The following is a 21,039-nucleotide window of genomic DNA, read 5'->3' on the forward strand; positions in this document are numbered from 1 at the left end:
GGTGCGCGTAGCCGCGCCGCAGCCGCTCACGGTGGTGCTGTCGATGGACGAGCGCGGCGGCGTGCTCACGCCCGGCTCCTTCTCGTGGTCGCAGACCGTCGTGCCCGCCTCGGCCGCGCGTACGGATTCGGGGTTCGTGGCCCGCGGGAAGGCGCGCGGCCGCGAGTTCGCGCTGGACGTGGCGGTTCGCGGCGATTCCCTGCGGGGCACCTGGAGCGGGGCCGGCCAGGCGCCCGTGGCGGCAACGGGCATGCGCCTGCCGCGCGAGGCGCTGGCGCCGTTGACCGGGACGGCGGTGTTCGACAGTGTCGTGGCGGTGCTCGTACGCAACTTCTATGATCCCGGGTACAACGGCGCGAACTGGAACCGGCTCGTGGCCGAGGCACGCCCGCGCGTCGCCGCTGCCCGCACCGACGCCGAGGCGTACGCGGTCATCGCCGGGCTGCTTCGCGCACTGCGCACGTCGCACCTGAATTTCGTCCCCGTCGTCCGCCTGCCGCGGCCATCGGCGGCAAGCACGGCGGCTGCACCTGCGCCGGCGGCCAGGCCGTCCGTGAGCTGGCGGGTGCTTTCGCCGTCGCTGGGCTACCTGCGCATCGAGAGCTTCAACCCGTCGGGGGCGGCGCTGGTGCCAGAGGTGGCGCGGTTGGACAGCGCGTTCGCCGCGATGGCGGCGCTGCCGGCCATCGTCATCGACCTGCGCGGAAACGAGGGCGGCTCGGTGGACCTGGCCTACCGCCTGGGGCAGCACCTGAGCGCCAGCCCCATGCCCGCCGGCTACTTCGTCGTTCGCGGCGGGTATGACAGCCGGGGGGATGCGCACCGCGGGCGCGCTGGACGCCGGCAGGGTGCCCGCGCTGCCCACCGACGGCTCGGTGCCCGGCGAGAGGCTGGCGGAAGCGGTGGGAGCCGCTGGCGGCGCCGCGATGCTGTACATCGGCGGCGGGCTCGAGCGGACGTACGCGGGGCGCGTCGCGGTGCTGACCGACAAGGGTACCGGGAGCGCCGCGGAGGCGGTGGCCGCCGTGCTCCAGGAGGCGCGCGGCGCCGTCGTCGTGGGCGAGCGCACGGCGGGCGCCATGCTCTCCTCCGCCGACGTGATGGTGGCGCCCGGGTGGCGGCTTCGATTTCCCGCGATGGACTACCGCACCGCCGCCGGCCGCCGCCTGGAAGGCAACGGCGTGGCGCCCAACGTCGCGGCTCCGCCGGCGGACGAGGCGGCGCTGTTCCGAGCCGCCGCCCAGGCCCTGCGCGTACCCGCCCCCTGATCCACATGACCGATGCACTGACCGCCGGCTCCGGCCGGCGACGCTGGACGCTGTACGCGGCGGCGTGGCTCCCCATGCTCGCCGCGTACTTCGGCGCCATCATGGCCGGCGGCGGCAACGCGCTGGAAAGCTTCACGCTGGCGCTGCAGAACACGGTTCCGGCCGCGCTGGCCGGCATCGGCGCGGTGTACGCGTGCGCGAGGATCCCCTGGGGCAGCCGCGGCTCGGGCGCGTTCCTGGGGATCCATGCCGTGCTCGCCATCGCCTATTCGCTGGCGTGGTGCGGCTTGATGCTGGCCATGCGCACGATCGTGGATTCGCTGTGGTCGTGGCGCGCGCGGGTGGCCGTGCTCACCTTCGAGGAGCTTCGCTGGCAGCTGGGCGCGGGCGTGCTTCTGTACGTGACCATCGCGGCCGTGCGCTACGTGAGCGAGGTGGGTGGCCGCCTCCGCGAGCAGGAAGCGCGCACCGCGCGGGCCGAGGCGCTGCATGCACGCGCGGAGATGCAGGCGCTCCGCGCGCAGATCAACCCGCACTTCATGTTCAACACCCTGCACTCCCTGCTGGAGCTGGTGAGCGCGGGCGACGGGCGGGCCGAGGAGGCCATCGAGCGGTTCGGCGCGCTGCTGCACCGCACCTGCGACGTTCGCCGCAGCGCGGCCGACGACGTGCCGCTGGACGAGGAGATCCAGCTCGTGCGCGACTACCTGTGGATCGAGCAGCTTCGCCTGGGCACGCGCCTGCACGCCGAGCTCGACGTGGATGACGACGCCCTGCGTTGCACCGTGCCCTCGTTCGTGCTGCAGCCGCTGGTGGAGAACGCGGTGAAGCACGCGGCGTCGATGCGCGTGGCGCCCACCTCCATTCGCATCCGCGCCGCGCGGGAGGGCAGCGAACTTCAGCTGTCGGTGGAGGATGACGGACCCGGCGCGATCCCCGAACAGGTGGAGCGGGCACCGGGCGCCGGGCTGCGGCTGGTGCGCGGGCGATTGGAGGCGCGCTACGGGGATGCGGGGCAGATGCGGATCACCACGGCGCCGGGGGCGGGGTTCCGCATCGCGCTCGCGCTCCCGGCCGGCGCGCCGGCGCTGGCGGCGGCGGGGCAGGGGTGAGCGCGATGGCGCTGCGGACCGTCGTGGCGGAGGATGAGCCGCTGGCCCGGCAGCGGTTGCGGCGCTTCGTGGAGCGCGACCCGCGCCTGGTGCTGGTGGGCGAGGCGGAGAGCGGGACTGCCGCGGTGGAGCTGATCGACCGGCTGGCGCCCGACGTGGTGTTCCTGGACGTGCAGATGCCGGAGTGCACCGGGCTGGAGGTGCTGGAGCGCGCCGCGCACCGCCCCGCGCCGGTGTTCACGACCGCGTACCCGGAGTATGCCCTGCGCGCGTTCGAGGTGGAGGCGTACGACTACCTGGTGAAGCCGTTCGGATGGACGCGCTTCCAGGCGGCGGTGGACCGGGTGGCGCGCCGCCTGGCCGCCCCGCCCGCTCCCGCCGCCGCGGCGGAGCCGTACCTGGAGCGGCTGTTCGTGCGCCGCAAGGGCGAGATGGTGCCCGTGAGCATGCGCGACGTGCACCGCATCGAGGGCGCGGGCGACTACGTGACGCTGTGCACCGGCGCCGGCCAGGTGCTGGCCGACATCAGCCTGAACGAGCTGGAGCGGCGGCTGGACCCGGCGAGCTTCCGCCGCGTGCACCGGGCGCACATCGTGAACCTGGACCACGTTTCCGCCATCCGCCCGTACGACGAGCGGCGCCTGTCCATCCGCTTCGCCGACGGCTCGGAGGTGGTGGCCAGCCGCTCCGGCTCACAATCTCTACGCGAGATGGTGCGCTGATCGGCCGCTCCGCTGTGCCGGGATAGCTCAGGCATTTCCAGCGGTAAGGAGTGGGTATGCGAAACCCGACCGCACGGCGGATTCCGGCATGCCAGCCCGGTTGATCCGCGCGGCTTACGGCGCCGCCGGGAAGTCGGCTGCCCGATACGCCACGCGGCCCCCGACGATGGTCAGCACGCTCACGGTCTGGGGGAGCGCCTCGGCGGGAACCGCAAAGATGTCCTGGGACAGGACGGCCAGGTCCGCAAGCATTCCCGGCACGAGCCTGCCCTTGTCGCGTTCGGCGAATTCCGCGTACGCCGAGCCCAGCGTGTACATGGTCAGCGCCTGCTCCCGCGAGAGCGCCTCCCGGGCGTCGGACGGAGACGTGGCCACCATCAGGTTGTGGAAGGGGCTCGCTATCCCATCCGATCCGTAGGCCAGCGGAATGCCGGCCGCGCGCCACGTTGCGAGCGGCGCGCCCGCCCGTGGCTGGGCGATGATGATTCCCAGCCGCCGGGCGCGGTCCACCTGCGTGCCCGAGATGCCGCGCCCGTGCTCGATGCGCACCCGGCGCGTCCGCCACGCCGAAGCCGGCGCGAGCGCCTCCATTTCCGCCAGCACCAGCTTCGTCGCGCTGTCGCCCACCACGTGCAGGTGAAGTTGCGGCGCGCCGGGACGCAGTGCCTCGGCAAGGATGGAGCGCAAAGTGTCCGGCGGAAAGTTCAGGCGGCCGTACCATCCGGGGCGGCCCGGATACGGAGTGCGGCTCAGCGCCAGCTCCTCGATCGGCGTGCCGTCGATCACCCACTTGCGCCCGGAAACCGTTACCCTCGGCGCCGGGTGCGGATCGGCCGCGTCCCACTCCCGCTCCAGGCGATCGGCGGCCGAGGGAACAGGCCAGCGGATGAGCCGCACGCGGATGGGGAGTGCCGCCGCGCGGAACACCCGCAGCGTCTGGGCGGGCTCGGCGTTGCTCGCCATGTTCTGCACGCTGGTCACGCCCATCCGCAGCGACTCGTCCGCGAAGCGGCGCAAGCTGGACACGAGCGCGGTGTCGGGGAGGAACGAGTACAGCCGGCGGAGCGCGCCATACTCGGCGTACTCGTCCATGCGTCCCGTAAGCCGCCCCGCGGCGTCGCGCTCGTACCACCCGCCCGGCGGATCGGGCGCGCCGTCCGCGATCCCCAGCATGCGCAGCGCGGTGCCGCTGGCCACGGCGCCGTGCCCCCACCACGTCCACAGCAGCACCGGGTGATGCGGCGCCGCGGAATCCAGCGCGGTCCGGCGTGCGGCCGGGTCGTTCAGCAACCGCAGGCCTATGGTGGTCTGGATCCACGTTCCCGGCGGCGTGCGGGCGGCGAGCGCGCGGATCGAGTCGAGCACCGGCCCAAGCTCGGGATTCGGCGTGGGCGAGGGGCCGGTGCGGAACGCGCCGGCCAGCGCGACGTCCGGCACGTGCTCGTGCGCGTCGTTGATGCCGGGGATGACCACGCGTCCGCCCAGCGCGATGCGGCGCGTGGCCGGGCCGGCGAGCCGCTCCACCTGCTCGCTGGTGCCCACCGCCACGATGCGCTCGCCGCGGATGGCGAGCGCCTGGGCCCACGGGCGCGTGGAATCCGCGGTGAAGACCTTTCCTCCGGTCAGAATGAGGTCCGGCGGGGCCGTGCCGGACTGCGCCGCCGCGGACGTCGAAAGCGCGGCGGAGAAGGCCAGGCACGCTGTGATCCGAGAAAGGGTCAAGGGAGTCTCCGATAAGGCGGACGGGTCTCGCGGGTGCGCAGGGGCACATCGTGAACCTGGACCACTCTTCCGCCATCCGCCAGTACGACCAGCAGCGCCTGTCCGTCCGCTTCGCCGACGGATGCGAGGTGGTAGCCAGCCGCGCGGGCTCGCAGTCGCTGCGCGATATGGTGTGCCGATCGTCGCGGTCGGTCATCATCATCGGCCCAGAGGATGCCGACCCTGTTGGGATCGATCACCACCCGCCGCAGGCGTCTCACTTCGTAGCCACAGGACCCGCCTTCGTCCGTTCGTCGCGCACCAGGGCAGCGTCGTGCACGGCGAGAATGCAACTGGGCACGATCCGCAGTGCTGCCTATCAACTACCGCTCTACACTCAGACCGCCGCCCCGACTCTGGGAACGGCGTCGCTGCCTCGCGGGGGAAACCGGAGCCGCCCGTCCGACAGATGTTCGGCACAAGCCGGAGCGCGAAACCAACCCCGGAGACCCCGATGCCTGACAAGATCAAAGTGCTGTTCCTGGCCGCCGACCCGTTCCGGGACCGCGCAAAGCTGGAGCTGGAAGCGGAGATGCGCGCGATCCGGCGCGCTCTGATGCGGGGGAAGGCACACGACACACTGGAGCTGGAGTCGCACTTCTCCACGCGCCCGCGCGACCTGCAGCTCGCCCTGCTGGACTACCAACCCGACATCGTCCACTTCTCCGGGCACGGCGGCAAGGGCGGCGTCCTCTACCTGAGCGACGCGGCGGGGAATCCCACGGCGGTGCACAGGGCGGCACTGGGCAAGCTGTTCGACCTGCTGGACAGCGGGGTGCGCGTCGTGGTCCTGAACGCCTGCCACACGCACCCCATCGTCGAGGAGCTGCGCGACATGGTGGACTACGTGATCGGCACCAACCACGCCGTCACCGACGAGGCCGCCATCACCTTCTCGCAGGCCTTCTACACCGCCCTGGCGTCCGGCGCGGGCGTGCAGCAGGCGTTCGACCTCGCGGTGAACCAGCTGGAGCTGGACGGCAGCGACGAGGCGGCGGTGCCGGTGCTGCGCAAGCAGTTCGGCGCGGACCGGCGGCCGCTGCGGGTGCCGTCCGCGAGCACGTCGGGGGCGGAAGGCGCGGGCGCGGGCGAGGTCCGCCAGCGTGCCCACACCGAGCACGTGTCGGACTCGCGGATGGAGATGATCGGGCACGACCACAACGGCAAGGGCGGCGTCCGCGGCGGACCGGTGCACCAGGACCTCACCGCGAAGGGCGTCGACCGCAGCACGATCTCGATCGTCGGCACGCGCACGCACGGTGGCTGAGGCGGCGGATTACCGACAATCCAGCGGATGACTTTCCATGACTGAACACGGATTTCTCTACCTGGTCTGGCAGGGTAACAGCGGCCTGGGCCGGCTGTTCACGCTGCTGCTGCTGGGGCTGGGCGCGGTGGCGGGGTGGATCGCCATGCGGCACCGGCAGCGGTATGCGCACCGCGAGATGGGCGCGCTCAAGGCGGTGCGCACGGAGCTTCGCGAAGCACTGCAGCGCGACCAGGCGCAGGCGGAAGCGGAAGCGCAGGAGGGGAAGGAGCCCCGTACGCCCGCGCCGGTGGACGTGCACTCGCTGTGCGAGCGCGTGGACAGGAGGTCCATCATCGGCGACCGGCTGGCGGAGCTTGCCCGCATGAAGCAGGCGCGGGTGCGGGTGCAGGTGGAGGCGCTGCAGCAGATGACGGTCATGCGCGAAAACGCCAGGTCCGGTCTGGCGTTCCCTGGCTACGCCGTGGACCTGTGCACCATGGGCGGCATGCTGGGCACCTTCATCGGCCTGTGCATGATGCTGCTGCAGATGCAGGGCGTCATGCCGGGGGACGGCGCGCCCGCCGCGGACGGGTTCGCCCAGGCCAGCGCCAGCCTGGGCAGCATCATCGCCAGCAAGAAGACGGCGTTCGTGACCACGCTGGTCGGCCTGTTCTGCGCCATCGTGGTTTCCGCGCTCAACTTTCTGCTGGTGCGGGCCCAGTCCGCCTTCTACGACGAGCTGGAGCGGTTCACCGTGGCCGAGCTGCTCCCCGCCACCGTCCCCGCGGTGGAGGACGAGACGGCGCTGGAAAAGCTCTCGCTGCAGCTTGCCGAGTCGTTCGCCACCCTCACCGACCTTTCCCGTCTGCAGGAAAGGAACGCGGAGCGGCAGACGGGAATGCACGAGGCCCTCGGCACCACGGTGGAGAGCATCCGCAGGCTGGCGCTGCAGGCCGCCGCGCGCGGGCCGGAGGCCGAGGAGTCCGGCGCGGCCCTGGCGCCGCTCGTCCAGGAGATATCCGCCGCCAGTGCGGCGATGGTGCGCACGGCCGACAGCGTGGAGCGGAGCCTTCGCCGCGCCGAGACCGACCGTGCCGTGCGTGTGCCCGAGCGCCCGGCCGGGTGGCAGGCGCTGGGCACGCAGCTGCTGGGGTTCATGGCCGATCTGGTGGGCGAGATGCGCCGCAACCCGCTGCTGGTGGTGGGCGTGGCGGTGGTCCTGGTCATCGTCATCTGGTAGAGGAGGAGCCGATGAGCGTTCCCCGCGTCGAGTCCGCGCTCCACACCCGGATCAACTACTGGCCGGCGATGATCGACATGCTCACGTCGCTGCTGATGTTCTTTCTCCTCATCTACTTCGTGGAGCACAACTTCAGCGCCGGCAGCGCCGAGCTGTCCGTCGCGCGGCAAAAGCAGGCGCAGTTCGCGGAAATCCTGAAGCGCGAGTTCAGCCGCGAGATCGCCGCGGGCCAGGTGGCGTACTCGGCGGACCTCAAGCTGCTGCAGATCCGCTTTGGCGAAGGCGTGCTCTTTCTTCCCGGCGAGCACGAGCTGCTGCCGCAGGGGAGACGGCTGCTGGGCCGCCTTACGCGTGTGTTCCACTCGCTGGACTCGAACGGGGCTCAGTTGTACGAGCAGATCCAGATCGAAGGGCACACCGACGACGTCCCCGCTCGCCGGAACTACTACCCGCACGACAACTGGGAGCTTTCCACCGCCCGCGCCACCTCGGTGCTGCGGTACCTGACCCGCGGTGCGCGCGATCCGCTCGACAAACGCCTGATGTCCGTCAACGGCTACGCCGAGAACCGGCCGGTGAGCCGCACCCGCAGCCTGAACCGCCGCATCGAGATCCGCATCTACTTTTCGGGCCGGCTCGCGGCGGGAGCGGTGCCGTGAGCGCGCCGGCCCCGGCGGGTGAGCTGCGCCGGGTGGTGTGGAGGCACGAGCACGGCCGCCTTCCCTCGGGCCGCACCGCGCTCGAGGGGCTGAGCGAAGAGTATCTGCGGGCGCTGGACGAGCTGCACGCGCTGGAGGGCGACAGGGCCACGATCCGGGCACACGCCCCCACCCTGCTGGCCGATCACGACGATGCCCTGCGCCGCGCGCGGCGGGCGCTGGAGGAGGAGGCGCTGGGGACGGCGCTGAACCACCTGCTGTACGCGCGCGAGCGGATGGAGGAGACGCGCGAGCTGCTGGCCGCGCACGCGGCGCTGGCGCGGGCGGCGAAGGCGGTGGCGCGCGTGCGGGCGGCCGCGCGCGTGGAGCGCCTTCGGGAGCTCCCTTGCGTGCACGCGCCCGGCCGGCTGCTGGAGGCCGCCCGCGAGCGAATGGCGGGGGGATGCAGGGCGCGGGCCGCGTACCTGGCGGAGGCCTGCGTTCACCAGGTGCGCGCGCTCCGCCCCGGCGCCCCCGCAGACCCCTCGCGCGCCGCCGCGCTGGAAGATTCTCTACGCGAGACGCGGGAGATGTGCGACGCCACGCGCCTGCTGCTGCCGGATACCGCCGCGGACCCGTGGAGCGGCGCCACGCTCGATGCCGCCGCGGCGGTGGCGGAGGAAGGATGGTTCGTCCTCGCTGAGCGGATTGCCGAAGAGATGCGCGCGCTGCTGGCGCCACGCGCCCGCTTTCGCCGCGCGCTGGAGCAGGCGCCGGAAGGCGCGGATGCGGCCATCGCCGGGCTGCGGCACCGGCTGGCGGACGCGCCGGACGGTGATCCGTGGACCGCCGCCACCCGCCTGCTCTGGCGCGCCCGCGTGGACGACACCCTGCGCCGCATGCGCCAGGCGCAGGAACAACGGGAGCCGCCGCGTGGCCGCGCTGAGGAAGCCGGCGACGACGTCACCATCAACCCAGGGATGTACGATGAGCAACCTGACCTTTGACCACCGGCTGCTGAAGGAGCACACCGCCGAGCCGCTGGAGGGTCACGCGGTGGTGGTGTTCGAGCGCGTCGGCGATGCCGGCGACGAGTTCCATTCCATCCTCATGCCCGGCGCGGCGCCGGTAAAGCCCGGGCTGACGCTGCCGTTCTTCAAGCGGACGGAGTACTTCGCCTACGCGGCCGACACCTCGCTCGAGCGGCACCTGGACTTCAACGAGAGCATGCGCCTGGCGGACCACGTCAGCGACTTCCGCGTAGTCTTCAACCTGGCGTACGCCGTAGCGGACGCGCGCGCGCTGGCCCGGGCGCGCAACGCGGACCCGCTGCGAAGGGTGCGAGACCAGGTGCGCGTGGTGGTGAAGCGCGAGGTGGAGCAGCTTCCCTGGCAGGCCGTGTGGGAGGCGTTTCCACAGCACGCGCGGATGGTGGTGGATGGCTGCATGGAGGAGCTTCGCGAGTTCGCGTCCACCTACGGCATCAACATCCGCTCACTGCGGCTCAGCGTGCGCCTTCCCGAGGGAATGGAGGCCGATCTCACCACGATCAACAGCGCGCCGCTGAAGCGGGCGGTGCGCCAGACCCAGGGGGTCGCTGAGATCGAAAAGGCGATGTACGGATCGGCGGTGGAATCGGTGCAGAAAGGCGACCTGAACAGCGCCCGCGAGATGATCGGCCACATCCCCGGCTTTCACCCTGGGGCGATCACGGCGGCCGGGGGATGGAACGGGGGGGCGGGTGCCCACGGCGTGCAGCAGTCCGCACTCGCGGCCGGTGTCTTCAACGGCGACCGGGCGCTGCCGGCCGCCGCCGGCGCCGGGGGGCTGGCCGCCGTGCTGGGGGACGTGGTAGCCGCCACGGACGTGGTGCGCGGACGCGGGCAGCTGCGCGGGGTGCGCGCCGCGCTGCTGCACCTGGTGGCCGAGATGCTGGTGGACGACCTGGGCGACGGCACCGGCACCACCGCGGCGGCCAGGCGTGCGCGGGACGCGGTAGAGCGGCTGGATCCCTCGCCCGGCTCTGCCGAGATCGAGGCGCTTCTGGAGCTCGCCGACGCGGACCGTCTGCGCCGCAGGCTGGAGTAACGGGCGCGCGGACCCGCCGCCCGGCCCGACGTTCCGACGAACCTGGCATCGCGACGCCGATCCCGTTCCACCCACTGGAGACGTTCCATGTCCGACACCATCGCAGAAGCGCCCGCGCCCCCCGCATCCCCCCCGGCTCCCCCGCCCCCGGGGACGTCCGCGGGAACGTCGTCCGGCGGGGCGCCCGCCGGCGGGGTGAACCAGACGGTACAGCTGGAATCCATCAGCCAGAGCACCGTCACCGTAGCGGGCGAGCAGAACATCTGGGTGCAGGAGCAGGTCATCCACGTCTCGCGCCAGAGCCGTGCGGCGGCGCGGCCGTTTTCGTGCCGCGACGGGGTGGATCTGCCGGACGACGAGGAGCAGGCCGTCCCTGGACGCTTTGCGGGCGGAGAGATGGACGCGCTGGTGACGCACCTTTCGGAGCGCCGGGTACTGCTGCTGAGCGCCCAGCGGGGCGCGGGAAAAGTGTCGGCGGCCATCTCGCTGGGAGCGCACCTGCGGCAGGAACAGAAGTGCACGCGCACGGTGGTGGCCGACTCGCTGGACCGCCAGGTGCGCATCGACGTGCGCCACCTTGCCGAGCGCGACAAGGGACTCGCGGGGCGGCTGGTGATCTTTCGCAAGCCGTTCGGACGCGCCGACCCCGAGCTGGCGCGGCTGTTCGAAAAGACGGACCGCTCCGGGTGGGAACAGCTCATCGCGCGCCTGCGGCAGCAGAACGCCTACCTGATCTTCACGGCGGACCCGGAGGACGCGGCCGGGTTCCGCGACAGGCTGGCGGCCCAGGGACTGCTGCGCGAGCTGCAGCCGCAGCCGCGCGGCGACCTGGAGGAGCGGCTGCAGGAAAAGCTGGAACGGCTGGCGGGGGACGGCGCCTCGGAGGAGGCGCTGCGCGCGCTGGACAGCGGGCGCGACGAGCTGCTGGACGTGTTCCACTTCGGCTCGTCGCTGGCCGAGTTCGCCGACTTCTACGTAGACCACTACCGCCCCGACCTGGGGCTGGCCGAGGCCATCGCGCGCTTTCACGACACCAGCGAGTGGCTGCTGCAGGAGCTGGAGCAGGACTTCGAGTTCTGGAGCTTCGGCTTTACCCTGGCGCTGGCGCAGTGCGTACGCGACGCACAGGGTGTGGCCTGGCTGGACTTCGATCGGCTGCACCGGCGCGTACGGCAGTGGCTGCGCCGCGACCTAAACCGCCCCGCCGCCCCCGCCGAGGGAGACGGGGACGACGATGCGGAAATCCACCCCGCCCTTTCCGAGGCGCCGCTGCTGCGCAGGTGCCGGGCGGTGATCGTGAAGGACTCCAGCACGCTGGCCGACATCATCCAGTTTCGTGACGGCGTGCCCCCGCGGCGGCTGTGGGCCGTAATCATGGAGCGTCACCGCCGCGCGCTCACCACCATCCTTCCCGGCCTGCGCGACCTGGCGGAGGGTGGCCAGGACGACCTGCGCTCGTTGCGCGAACTGGCCGCGCAGATCCTGGGGCGCATCGGCGAGGTCGACCCGCAGCGCATCATCTATCCCCTGCTGGAGCGGTGGATGCGCTCGGACAGGGGGCGCCACCACGCCGTCGTGGGCCCGCTGTTCGAGGGGGTGATGGGGAGCGCGAACGAGCGATACCGCACGCTCTGCTTCGACCACCTGCGGACGGTGTGGAGGAGCGCGCCCTCCGGCGGGCGCGCGGGGATGCAGGGCCTGCACGCGGCCATCGGCGCGTACTCGTGGATCGGCGACCACGACCTGGGCCTGGCCATGCGCGAGCTGGGCGAGATCGCCCGCGAGCACCTGGTGCCCATGGTGGCCGACATGCAGGAGCTGGCGCGGATGCTGTCGGTTCTGGAAAACGAACACAGGCAGCGGGCAAAGGCGGGGGAAGGGGTGGACACCCTCCTTCTGAGCTGCCAAACCCTGCTGGCCCACCTAATGAGCCGCGTCTACAGGGAGAAGGGACCCACGCTCCTGGGGATGCAGGCATCGCTCGTATCCCTGTGCCTGACGGCCGGCCCCATCCCCGTGTTCCGCGAGCTGCGCCAGTGGATCGCGGACGGGGGGTGGAAGACGGGCGTGCTGGTGGCGCTCATGTTCCTGCACGAAAGCGGCATCGCCAATGCGCTCGCCGCGTCCCGGGTAGAGGTGGGGGCGGGGGAGGGACCCGTCACCGCGCTGAACCCGCTGGTCGAGTCGGTGGGGCGCAGCGGCGACGAGATGCTGCAGACGGCGCTCTTCCTGGGCGACCTGTACGAAAGCCTCTCCACTCCGCACCGGGTGGATGCCAGCCTGCTGCGGCACTGCCGGGACAGCCTGCAGGACCACCTGCTCAGCTGGGTGCGCGACGCCGCCCCCCTTCCGGAATACGCGGCCTCCATGCGCTCCCTGCTCAAGACGACCGCGCACACGCACGAAGGCATCCTGCGCGTCCCGCTGCAACAGCTCCTGGCCCGCCCCGACTTCTGCGATCCGACCGAACCCAAGCTGCGGGCCTTCGCCGCCTCGGTCGTCTTGTGATCCACCGCGTGGGCTCGGCGTTGGTGCGCCGACCCGGCCGGTCGACAAACGAAAGCTCCCGGCTCGCAGGTGCAAGCCGGAAGCTTCGTTTTACCCGCGGGCTCCGGTCAGGGGAAGAGCAGTCCCACGCTCCACCGCGGCGGTTCGCCGGGCTGCAGGGTGTATACGTCGCGCTCGTGGAGGCGGCTGGGCCTTCCCTGCCAGAACTCGATGGCGGAGGGGACCACGCGGAAGCCGCTCCAGAAGGGGGGGCGCGGGATGTCGCCGGTGGGGCCGAAGCGGGTGTCGAGCTCCTCCACGCGCCGCACGAGGATGTCGTACGAGGGGAGCGGAGTGCTCTGGACGGAGGCCCACGCGCCCACCCGGCTCCCGCGCGGGCGCGAGGCGTAGTAGGCGTCTGCTTCGGCGTCGCTCACCGGCTCGGCGCGGCCCTCGATGCGTACCTGGACCTCGAAGGGCTGCCAGTGGAAGCAGAGCGCGGCGCTGGGGTTGCCCTTGAGCTCGCGCCCCTTGCGGCTTCCCAGGTTCGTGTAGAAAACGAAGCCGCGCTCGTCGAAGTCCTTGAGCAGGACCATGCGGAGCGAAGGCCGCCCGTCCTCGCCGACGGTGGCGACGGACATCGCGGTGGGCTCGCGGATCTCCGTCTCCGCCCGGGCACGGGCAAGCAGCTCGCCGAAGCGGGCGAACGGCTCCGCAAAGGGCGCCGCGCGGACCTCTGGCGCGCTGGTGCTCACCGCCGGCGCGGTGCGGCCGCCGCCTGTACGCGGACCGGGACGGTGAGCCGCGTGTTCTCCCACGCCATCGCCAGGGTGCCCGTGCCGCGGGCACTCCCGCGCTCCAGGGCGATGGTGAACTTCTCCACCGGCTGGGCCAGTCTCGTGGTCCGCATGGGGATGCGGACCAGATCGCGGGAGGCTTCGTACTGCGTCCCCCACTGGCCCGTCTGGCGGTTGATGATCAGGGTCCACCCCTGCGCCGTCGGTAGGGTGTAGAGCGTGTACGTGCCGCGCGGGACGAGCGCGTCGCCGATGCGCAGGTCCGTCTCGGTGACGAGGGTGGTGGCGGCGTTGGCGCCGGTGCGCCAGACGCGGCCGTACGGCACCAGCTCGCCCACGATCCGCCGCCCGCGCATCGACGGGCGGCCGTAGTCCACGTACACGCGCTTCCCGGCCGCGATCTCCAGCCGCGCCGTATCGCGCGGGGAGAGCGGCTGCCCTCCCTGCTGCGCCGCGGCGGGCGCGGTGAGTGCCGTCAGGGCCAGCAGCGCGGCGAGCGCGCGGGTGCGCATCTGCTTCGGGTGCAACGACATCAGGTCACCTCGGGTTGGATGGGGTACCGGATTTTATGCGGGTGGGGCGGGCGGGGCAAGCGGGGGAGGGGGAAGTGCGTGAGTGCGCTTGAGGTGCTACCCCCTTGTGTCATCCTGAGCAACGCGCTTCTCCAGACTTTCCCCTTCTCCAATCTTTGGCGCGGAACGAAGGATCTACTACGCGTGCCGGGGGGTCCGTGGTGTAGCGCCGTGCTCTCGGCTCGCCCTCTAGATCCTTTGGTCGCCGCAGGAGTCCGGCTCGCGTGGCCGGCGTTCGGCGAGGCGGCTCTCTCAGGATGACAAAAGGTGGGGACGCGCCCCGGCGTATGCGTGAGTCCGCGCAGGCGGCCTTCGCGTGGTTCCAGCGGCGAATTCATTCGCTCCTGAACCGGCCCACTAACGCACTAACGCACTTCCCTCCGCACTCCCCAACAGCGCACACGCGGCGCCTAGATCCACGTTCCCGCCGCTGAGGATGACCCCGACACGCTGGCCGGCGAGCTCGCCGGGAGTGGCGAGGAGCGCGGCGAGGGGGACGGCGCCGGAGGGCTCCACCACCAGCTTCGCGCGGGTCCAGAGGAAGCGCATCGCCTCGACGATCGCTTCCTCGCTCACGGTGCGCATCTCGGTGACGTGGGCGCGCACGAGGGGGAAGGTGATGCGGCCCAGCGAGGGGGTGCGCAGGCCGTCCGCGATGGTGGGCGGATTGCGGATGGTGGCGAGCTCGCCCGTGCGAAAGGAGCGGGTGGCGTCGTCCGCCAGCTCCGGCTCCACGCCGACGACGCGGCAGCCGGGGGCGAAGTCGCGCGCCGCCAGGGCCGAGCCGCTCAGCAGCCCGCCGCCGCCGCAGGGGGCGAAGAGGGCGTCGAGCGGGCCCGTCTCCTCCATCAGCTCCAGCGCGGCCGTGCCCTGGCCGGCGACGACGTCGGCGTGGTCGTAGGGGGGGATCAGCGCCATTCCGCGCTCCTGCTGCAGCTCGGCGGCGATCTCCTGGCGGTCGCGCACGTCGGGATCGTAGAGGACCACCTCGGCGCCGTAGCCGCGGGTGCCGGCGATCTTGGCGGCGGGGGCGTTGTCCGGCATCACCACCACGACGCGCACCCCAAGGAGGCGCCCCGTGAGCGCCACCGCCTGCGCATGGTTGCCGGAGGAGAAGGTGAGGACGCCGCGCGCCCGCTCCTCATCCGACAACAGCGAGACGGCGTTGTAGGCGCCGCGGAACTTGAAGGCGCCGCCGCGCTGGAAGTTCTCGCACTTGAGGAAGACGCGCGCGCCCGTCATCTCGTCCAGCGTGCGCGACGTGTGCACGGGGGTGCGGTGCACGACACCGCGCAGCCGCTCCGCCGCGGCCCGCACGTCCGCGTCGGTGGGGAGGGTCTCAGTCGTCGACATCGGGCCAGTTCAGGGAAGTGGCCTCACACAGAGACACAGAGGAAAAAGCAAGAACAATAAAGAACTCATCGCTGTTCCTCCGCGTCCTCTCTGTTCCTCCGTGGCTCTGTGTGAGGCGCGGTTTCTTTTCAGTACTTGGGCATGGACGGATCCACTTCGTCGGACCAGCGCAGGATGCCGCCGGCGAGGTTGTGCACGCGCCCGAAGCCCTGCTCGCGCAGGAACCCGGCGGCGTGCGCGCTGCGCCCGCCGGAGCGGCACTGCATCACCAGCTCGTCCTCCGGGTTCAGCTCGTCCATCCGGCTGGGGAGATCGTTCAGGGGGATGAGGCGCGCGCCCTGCGGGCCCAGGTTGCCGATCTCCCACTCCCACGGCTCGCGCACGTCCACGATGGTCACGCGGTCGCCGCGGTCCAGGCGCGCCTTGAGCTCCGTGGGGGTCATCTCGGGCACATCGTCGTGCATGCCATCCTCCCGTTGTGCGTCGGCGGTGCCGACGCCGCAGAAGCGCTCGTAGTCGATCGGCTCGTGGATCGTGGGGTGCTCGCCGCACGCGGGACACGCCGGGTCCCGGCGGAGGCGCATCTCGCGGAACCTCATCCGCAGCGCATCGAAAAGCAAGAGCCGCCCCACCAGCGTTTCCCCCGCGTCCAGCACGATCTTGAGCGCCTCGGTGGCCTGGATGGAGCCGATGATTCCCGGCAGCACTCCCATCACGCCTCCCTCCGCGCAGTTGGGCACCAGGTGCGGCGGCGGCGGCTCGGCGAAGAGGCAGCGGTAGCACGGCCCGCGCTCCGCCCAGAAGACGGAGGCCTGCCCGTCCCAGCGCAGGATGGAGCCGTAGACGTTGGGCTTCCCCTCCAGCACGCAGGCGTCGTTCAGCAGGTAGCGCGTGGGGAAGTTGTCGGTGCCGTCGATCACCACGTCGAAGCCGCGCACGATCTCCCGCGCGTCGGCCGAGGTGAGGCGCAGCGCGAAGCCCTCCACGCGGACGTGCGGGTTGATCTCGGCGATGCGGTCGCGCGCGGAGTCCAGCTTGGGGCGGCCGATGTCGCGCGTGCCGTGGATGACCTGGCGCTGCAGGTTGGTGGCGTCCACCAAGTCGAAGTCCACGATGCCCAGCGTCCCCACGCCGGCGGCGGCCAGGTACATCGCCACTGGCGAGCCCAGCCCGCCGGCGCCCACCACCAGGATGCGCGCGCCCTTGAGCCTCGCCTGCCCGGCGGGGCCCACGTGGGGAAGGATCAGGTGCCGCGCGTAGCGCAGCGACTCGTCGGCGGTGAGCGCCGGGGGTGTCTGCTCCAACATCGTCCGCCTGTCTGTTCGGGGGCCGCGAAGCTGCTCTCCAAGGGTAACGGGTGCGTCAACCGCCTGGCCGCAGTCTTGTATCGGGCAGCGCTTTACGATAGCATTCGCCTCCCGCGGTCCCCTTGCCGGAACGCCGCACTCGCACCCCCAGTCAGGTCCGGGATGAGCTTTTTCGCACAGGCGCTCGACTACTTCCGCCACCTCGACGTCCACCTGGGCGCGCTGATCACCCAGTACGGGACGTGGGCGTACGCCATCCTGTTCGGCATCATCTTCTGCGAGACCGGCCTCGTGGTGACGCCGTTCCTGCCGGGCGACTCGCTCCTCTTCGCCGCCGGGGCGCTGGCCGCGAACCCGCAGATGGGGCTCTCCATCTTCCCCCTCTTCGCCGTCCTGCTGGCCGCCGCCATCCTGGGCGACACGGTCAACTACTGGATCGGGCAGGCGGTGGGGACGCGGGTGTTCAAGGACGATGCGCGCATCCTGAAGACGGCGTACCTGGTGAAGACGCAGGATTTCTTTGCCAGGTACGGCGGCAAGACGATCATCCTCGCGCGCTTCATGCCCATCGTGCGCACCTATGCGCCGTTCGTGGCGGGCGCGTCGAAGATGGACTACCCCAAGTTCCTCCTGTACAACGTGGTCGGCGGGATCCTGTGGGTTTCGTCGATGCTCTTTGCCGGGTACTTCTTCGGCGCGGTGCCGTTCGTGAAGAACAACTTCGAGACGGTGGTGATCGCCATCATCCTGCTGTCGATTCTGCCGGGCGTCTTCGAATACGTGAAGCACCGGCGCGCCCGCGTCCCGGCGGCTCGATGACGCTGCGCGCCTGGCTGCTCGCCGCGCTCCTGCTGGCTCCGGGCGCCGCGCTCGCACAGACCACCGAGCCCGCGGACACGGCCCCCGCCGATTCCGCGCCGGCCGCCCCGGCGCGCCCGTCCCGCTGGGCCGCGCCGTTCTCGGTGGAGTCCACCGGCCGCCCGACGCCCCACCGCGTGGAAGGCGAGGTCGTGTGGATCACTCCGGCGCGCGCCACCCGCCGTGCCGCTCCCGCCGCGGAACCTCGCGACTCCGCCGCGGGCGACACAGCCGATGCGGACAGCACTCCGCCATCGCGCCGCGCCACGCGTCCGGACACCGCGACCGCTCGCCGCACTCCCGCGCGCCGCGACACGACGGTACGGACTGCGACTCGCCGCGACACCGCGAGCGCGCCCGCGACGCCCCGCCCTCGGCCACGCACGCACCGCGTGGCTGCGGGGGAAACGCTCTCGGCCATCGCGCGGCGCTACGGCGTGACGACGGCGCAGCTCCGCGCCCTGAATCCAAACGACACTTCGGGCGCGTTGGAAGCAGGCATGGTGCTGCGTCTTCCACCCGCGCCGCGTCCACCCGGCACGACGCCGGCACGCCCCGCGACGCCCGAGCGCCCGGCCGCGGCTCCCGCCCGTCCGGCGCCGGCATCCGGCCGCCCCGCGACGGCGCGGCGGCGCACGCACACGGTCGCCGCGGGCGAGACGCTGTTCGGGCTGGCGCGCAGATATGGCGTGAGCACGGATGCCATCCGCCGTGCCAACGACCTGGGCGGCGACCAGCTGCGCGCGGGGCAGACGATCGTGATTCCGGCGCCGTAGGTGGCCCTCACCCCCCGGCCCCCTCTCCCGATAACAGGAGAGGGTGCCCCTCTCGTTCACGGGAGAGGGGGAGAACAATGCGCGGGTGGCGGGCGGCGGTGCGGGGGATGGCACGGGCAGCCACGTGGGGCGGCCCCTACGAGGTTTCTGGCATTCCGTAGGGGCGTGATTCATCACGCCCACCGCCGGGATAGCACGAGGGTTGGCGCAGCGCGCGGAGTTCTCCCCCTCGCCCGCCCTGCGCCCCCGCTGGCGGGGGTGGGGGCCGGGGGGAGGGGGCGTTTTCAACTCGAGGGAACACCATGACCGAATCAACCGCGCCGCGGGCCGAAGTGCTCCGCACCCGCGACCTGGTGGGGTGGGACGTGACCGACCGCGAGGGCGCCAAGATCGGCGACCTGGCGGACCTGCTGTTCGGGCGCGACGGGAAGATCCGCTTCGTGTCGGTGAACCTGGGGCTCTTTCGCAAGCACGTGCTGGTGCCCGCGGAGGTGCTGGAGTGGTCGTCGGGGGCGCTGGTGGTGTCGCCATGGACGGCGGCGGAGGTCAAGGCGCTCCCCGCGTACGAGGGCGAGCCGATGACCGCCGCCGTGCTGGAGGAGATGGAGCGCGCCCATCCGCGCTTCTACGGCGACGCGCCCAACGTTTCGGACAGCGGCGAGCACCGCATCGTGCCGCTGAGCGAGGCGCGCGACTTCCGCCTGGCTAAAGGCGCGCCCAACCCGCGCGGCTGGACGGTCTTCGCGGGCGACAACGAGCGGGTCGGCGTGGTGAAGGAGATGCTGGTCGATCCCGTCGCCATGAAGATCCGCTTCATCTCCGTGGACCTGGCGGACGACCTCTTCAACCTGCGCGAGGACCGGCACGTCCTGGTGCCGATGGAGACGGTGGAGCTTCGCGAGCGCGGCGAGGATGCCTGGATCATGGGCGCCACCGCCCGCCAGGTCGCTGCCCTCCCCGCCTACACCGGCGGCGCGGTGGACCGCTGGATGGAGCGCGCCGTCCTCCACGCCTTCGGCCTTGCCGCCCCCGACTACGACGACCTGGCCGCCGAGTCCCCGCCCCCGATCCCCAGGCCCGACACCCCGCCGCCTCCTCCGGAGCCGACGACGGGCCCCTGAGCGGGCGGCGCGATCCCCCGTTCGGCAGCCATTTCCGCGAGCGCGGCGCCCATCCGGCGCTGCGCTTCGTGCATCAGCGCGGTGACTTCGCCCTCGCCGAGACCGGCGGTGGGGATCGGCTCCAGGATGCGGATCTCGATGTCGTTGGGGTCCAGCCGCCGCCGCACGAGATCGGACTTCGGCTTGAGCGGCGATGCGACGACGGGCACCAGCGGCGCGCCCGTCGCCACCGCCATGCGGAAGCCTCCCTTCTTGAACGGTAGGAGCTTGCCGGGCACCTCGCCGCGCGTCCCTTCGGGAAAGATCCACACCGCCACCCGCCGCTCGCGGATGGCGTCCTCGGCCGCGCGCAGCATTCCCACCGATTGCGCCGTGTTGCCGCGGTCGATCAGCAGGTTCCCCGTCACCATGTAGAGCCAACCGAAAAAGGGGACGGTGCGGATCTCCTTCTTGGCGATCACCACGGAGCCCGGCGCGAAGCACACGGCCAGCACCGGAACGTCCAGCAGGCTCTGGTGGTTGGCGATGAAGATGCACGGCCGGTGCGCCGTCAGGTGCTCGGCGCCGCGCAGCGTCACCCGCTGCCGAAAGATGGGGAGCATCCACCGGTGCAGCAGGTGCGCGTAGTCGTGCGCCACGCGCGACCTGTCGCGGCGCGTGAGGGCGATGACGACGCCGTACGTGGATGCGGCCACGAAGGCGAGCAGGGCGGCGAACATGCGCAGATAGAACATCCCCCCAACCTTTCCGCGGCGCGGCTCCGTGGCAAGCCCCTTGACGGCGATCTCACACAGAGACGCAGAGAGAACAGCAAGAAAACAGAGAGGTTGATCTGTGCTCTTGCAGTATCCCTCTGCGTCTCTGTGTGAAACTGCAGTAGAAGCCCGTCAGCCGCGGCGGTGCACGAGCGTCGCGCTGGCCTGGTCGGTGGGCTTCAGGATGATCTCGTCGATGTTCACGTGCGGCGGGCGCGTCGCGCACCAGAGGATCGCGTCGGCGATGTCGTCGGGCGCCAGCGGGGTCATGTTGGCGTACACGCGGCGGGCGCGCTCCTCGTCGCCGCGGAAGCGGTTCACGCTGAACTCCGTCTCCACCATCCCCGGATCAACGGTGCTCACGCGCACGCCGGTGCCGAGCAGGTCCATCCGCAGCCCGCGCGTGATGGCGTCCACCGCGTGCTTCGTGGCGCAGTAGACGGCGCCGCCGGGGTACACCTCGTGCCCCGCCACCGAGCCGAGGTTGACGACGTGCCCGCGCCCGCGCTCCACCATCCCCGGCACCAACGCGCGGGTGGTGTAGAGGAGGCCCTTGACGTTGGTGTCGATCATCTCGTCCCAGTCTGCCGGCGTCCCCTCCTGGAGCTTCTCCATCCCGCGGCCCAGCCCGGCGTTGTTCACCAGCACGTCCACCTCGGCCCATTCAGCCGGCAGCCCGCCCAGCGCCGTGGCCACCGCGTCGCCGTCGCGCACGTCGAGGGCGATCAGGTGGCACTCGGTGCCGTGGGCCGCGCGCAGCTCCTCCGCCAGCGTCTCCAACCGCTCCGTACGACGCGCCGCGAGCACGAGCCGCGCTCCCTCGCGGGCAAACGCGCGCGCGCACGCCGCGCCGATGCCGGCCGACGCGCCGGTGATGAGTACGGTCCTCAAGTTCCGGTTCATCTCGTCAGTCCGAATTGTTTCGAGTTGGCAGT

General features: G+C 71.6%; 19 protein-coding genes. 12 read left to right on the forward strand and 7 right to left on the reverse strand.

The annotated features are described in order from the left end of the window. Positions 1-815 precede the first annotated feature (815 nt). Genes VF584_24495 through VF584_24505 form a run of 3 tightly spaced genes read left to right on the forward strand, consistent with a single transcriptional unit; the run spans position 816 to position 3,102 of the window. The gene (locus VF584_24495) at positions 816-1,268 is read left to right on the forward strand and encodes a S41 family peptidase (protein ID HEX8213357.1); all 453 of its coding nucleotides are present in this window, start codon (positions 816-818) and stop codon (positions 1,266-1,268) included. A gap of 5 nt (positions 1,269-1,273) precedes the next feature. Continuing rightward, positions 1,274-2,380, forward strand: coding sequence for a histidine kinase (locus VF584_24500; protein ID HEX8213358.1), 1,107 nt, complete (start codon positions 1,274-1,276; stop codon positions 2,378-2,380). Between the two features lie 5 nt (positions 2,381-2,385). After that, positions 2,386-3,102 (forward strand): LytTR family DNA-binding domain-containing protein, encoded by a 717-nt coding sequence (locus VF584_24505; GenBank protein HEX8213359.1) that lies wholly within the window; start codon positions 2,386-2,388, stop codon positions 3,100-3,102. A gap of 114 nt (positions 3,103-3,216) precedes the next feature. Here the strand turns inward: VF584_24505 and VF584_24510 are convergent, their stop codons facing one another. Further along, complete coding sequence (locus tag VF584_24510; GenBank protein ID HEX8213360.1) at positions 3,217-4,824, reverse strand: amidohydrolase; 1,608 nt, start codon at positions 4,822-4,824, stop codon at positions 3,217-3,219. A gap of 493 nt (positions 4,825-5,317) precedes the next feature. On the opposite strand from VF584_24510, the gene VF584_24515 reads away from it, so the two are divergent. From VF584_24515 to VF584_24540, 6 genes are all read left to right on the forward strand, one after another. Next, positions 5,318-6,130, forward strand: a complete 813-nt coding sequence (locus tag VF584_24515; protein ID HEX8213361.1) for a CHAT domain-containing protein — start codon at positions 5,318-5,320, stop codon at positions 6,128-6,130. A 37-nt stretch (positions 6,131-6,167) separates the two neighbouring features. Next, the gene (locus VF584_24520) at positions 6,168-7,352 is read left to right on the forward strand and encodes a MotA/TolQ/ExbB proton channel family protein (protein ID HEX8213362.1); all 1,185 of its coding nucleotides are present in this window, start codon (positions 6,168-6,170) and stop codon (positions 7,350-7,352) included. Between the two features lie 11 nt (positions 7,353-7,363). Further along, positions 7,364-8,011, forward strand: a complete 648-nt coding sequence (locus VF584_24525; GenBank protein HEX8213363.1) for an OmpA family protein — start codon at positions 7,364-7,366, stop codon at positions 8,009-8,011. Then, complete coding sequence (locus tag VF584_24530; protein HEX8213364.1) at positions 8,008-8,997, forward strand: hypothetical protein; 990 nt, start codon at positions 8,008-8,010, stop codon at positions 8,995-8,997. Before VF584_24525 ends, VF584_24530 begins: the two co-directional genes overlap by 4 nt. Further along, positions 8,978-10,078 (forward strand): hypothetical protein, encoded by a 1,101-nt coding sequence (locus VF584_24535; protein HEX8213365.1) that lies wholly within the window; start codon positions 8,978-8,980, stop codon positions 10,076-10,078. The genes VF584_24530 and VF584_24535 overlap by 20 nt, the downstream gene beginning before the upstream one ends. Positions 10,079-10,165: 87 nt before the next feature. Next, the gene (locus VF584_24540; GenBank protein ID HEX8213366.1) at positions 10,166-12,586 is read left to right on the forward strand and encodes a hypothetical protein; all 2,421 of its coding nucleotides are present in this window, start codon (positions 10,166-10,168) and stop codon (positions 12,584-12,586) included. A gap of 107 nt (positions 12,587-12,693) precedes the next feature. On the opposite strand, the gene pdxH is transcribed toward VF584_24540, so the two are convergent. From pdxH to moeB, 4 genes are all read right to left on the reverse strand, one after another. After that, positions 12,694-13,320: a pyridoxamine 5'-phosphate oxidase gene (gene pdxH / locus VF584_24545; GenBank protein ID HEX8213367.1), complete on the reverse strand. Its 627-nt coding sequence runs from the start codon at positions 13,318-13,320 to the stop codon at positions 12,694-12,696. After that, positions 13,317-13,895 (reverse strand): DUF2911 domain-containing protein, encoded by a 579-nt coding sequence (locus tag VF584_24550; GenBank protein ID HEX8213368.1) that lies wholly within the window; start codon positions 13,893-13,895, stop codon positions 13,317-13,319. The genes pdxH and VF584_24550 overlap by 4 nt, the downstream gene beginning before the upstream one ends. A 396-nt stretch (positions 13,896-14,291) precedes the next feature. Beyond that, a complete protein-coding gene (locus VF584_24555) occupies positions 14,292-15,287 on the reverse strand; it encodes a threo-3-hydroxy-L-aspartate ammonia-lyase (protein HEX8213369.1) in 996 nt (331 codons plus the stop codon). 128 nt (positions 15,288-15,415) lie between these two features. Beyond that, complete coding sequence (gene moeB / locus VF584_24560; GenBank protein HEX8213370.1) at positions 15,416-16,591, reverse strand: molybdopterin-synthase adenylyltransferase MoeB; 1,176 nt, start codon at positions 16,589-16,591, stop codon at positions 15,416-15,418. A gap of 165 nt (positions 16,592-16,756) precedes the next feature. Between moeB and VF584_24565 the strand changes: the two genes are divergently transcribed. The 3 genes from VF584_24565 (at position 16,757) to VF584_24575 (ending at position 19,349) form a co-directional block, all read left to right on the forward strand. Then, entirely contained in the window at positions 16,757-17,413 is a 657-nt protein-coding gene (locus tag VF584_24565; GenBank protein HEX8213371.1) for a DedA family protein, read from the forward strand. After that, positions 17,410-18,228, forward strand: coding sequence for a LysM peptidoglycan-binding domain-containing protein (locus VF584_24570; protein HEX8213372.1), 819 nt, complete (start codon positions 17,410-17,412; stop codon positions 18,226-18,228). The genes VF584_24565 and VF584_24570 overlap by 4 nt, the downstream gene beginning before the upstream one ends. A gap of 302 nt (positions 18,229-18,530) precedes the next feature. After that, positions 18,531-19,349, forward strand: coding sequence for a PRC-barrel domain-containing protein (locus VF584_24575; protein ID HEX8213373.1), 819 nt, complete (start codon positions 18,531-18,533; stop codon positions 19,347-19,349). On the opposite strand, the gene VF584_24580 is transcribed toward VF584_24575, so the two are convergent. Further along, a complete protein-coding gene (locus VF584_24580; protein ID HEX8213374.1) occupies positions 19,262-20,083 on the reverse strand; it encodes a lysophospholipid acyltransferase family protein in 822 nt (273 codons plus the stop codon). The two genes, VF584_24575 and VF584_24580, sit on opposite strands and share 88 nt — an antisense overlap. 153 nt (positions 20,084-20,236) lie before the next feature. Further along, positions 20,237-20,995 (reverse strand): SDR family oxidoreductase, encoded by a 759-nt coding sequence (locus VF584_24585; protein ID HEX8213375.1) that lies wholly within the window; start codon positions 20,993-20,995, stop codon positions 20,237-20,239. Positions 20,996-21,039 lie beyond the last annotated feature (44 nt).

Source organism: Longimicrobium sp., assembly GCA_036389135.1.
Lineage (GTDB): Bacteria > Gemmatimonadota > Gemmatimonadetes > Longimicrobiales > Longimicrobiaceae > Longimicrobium.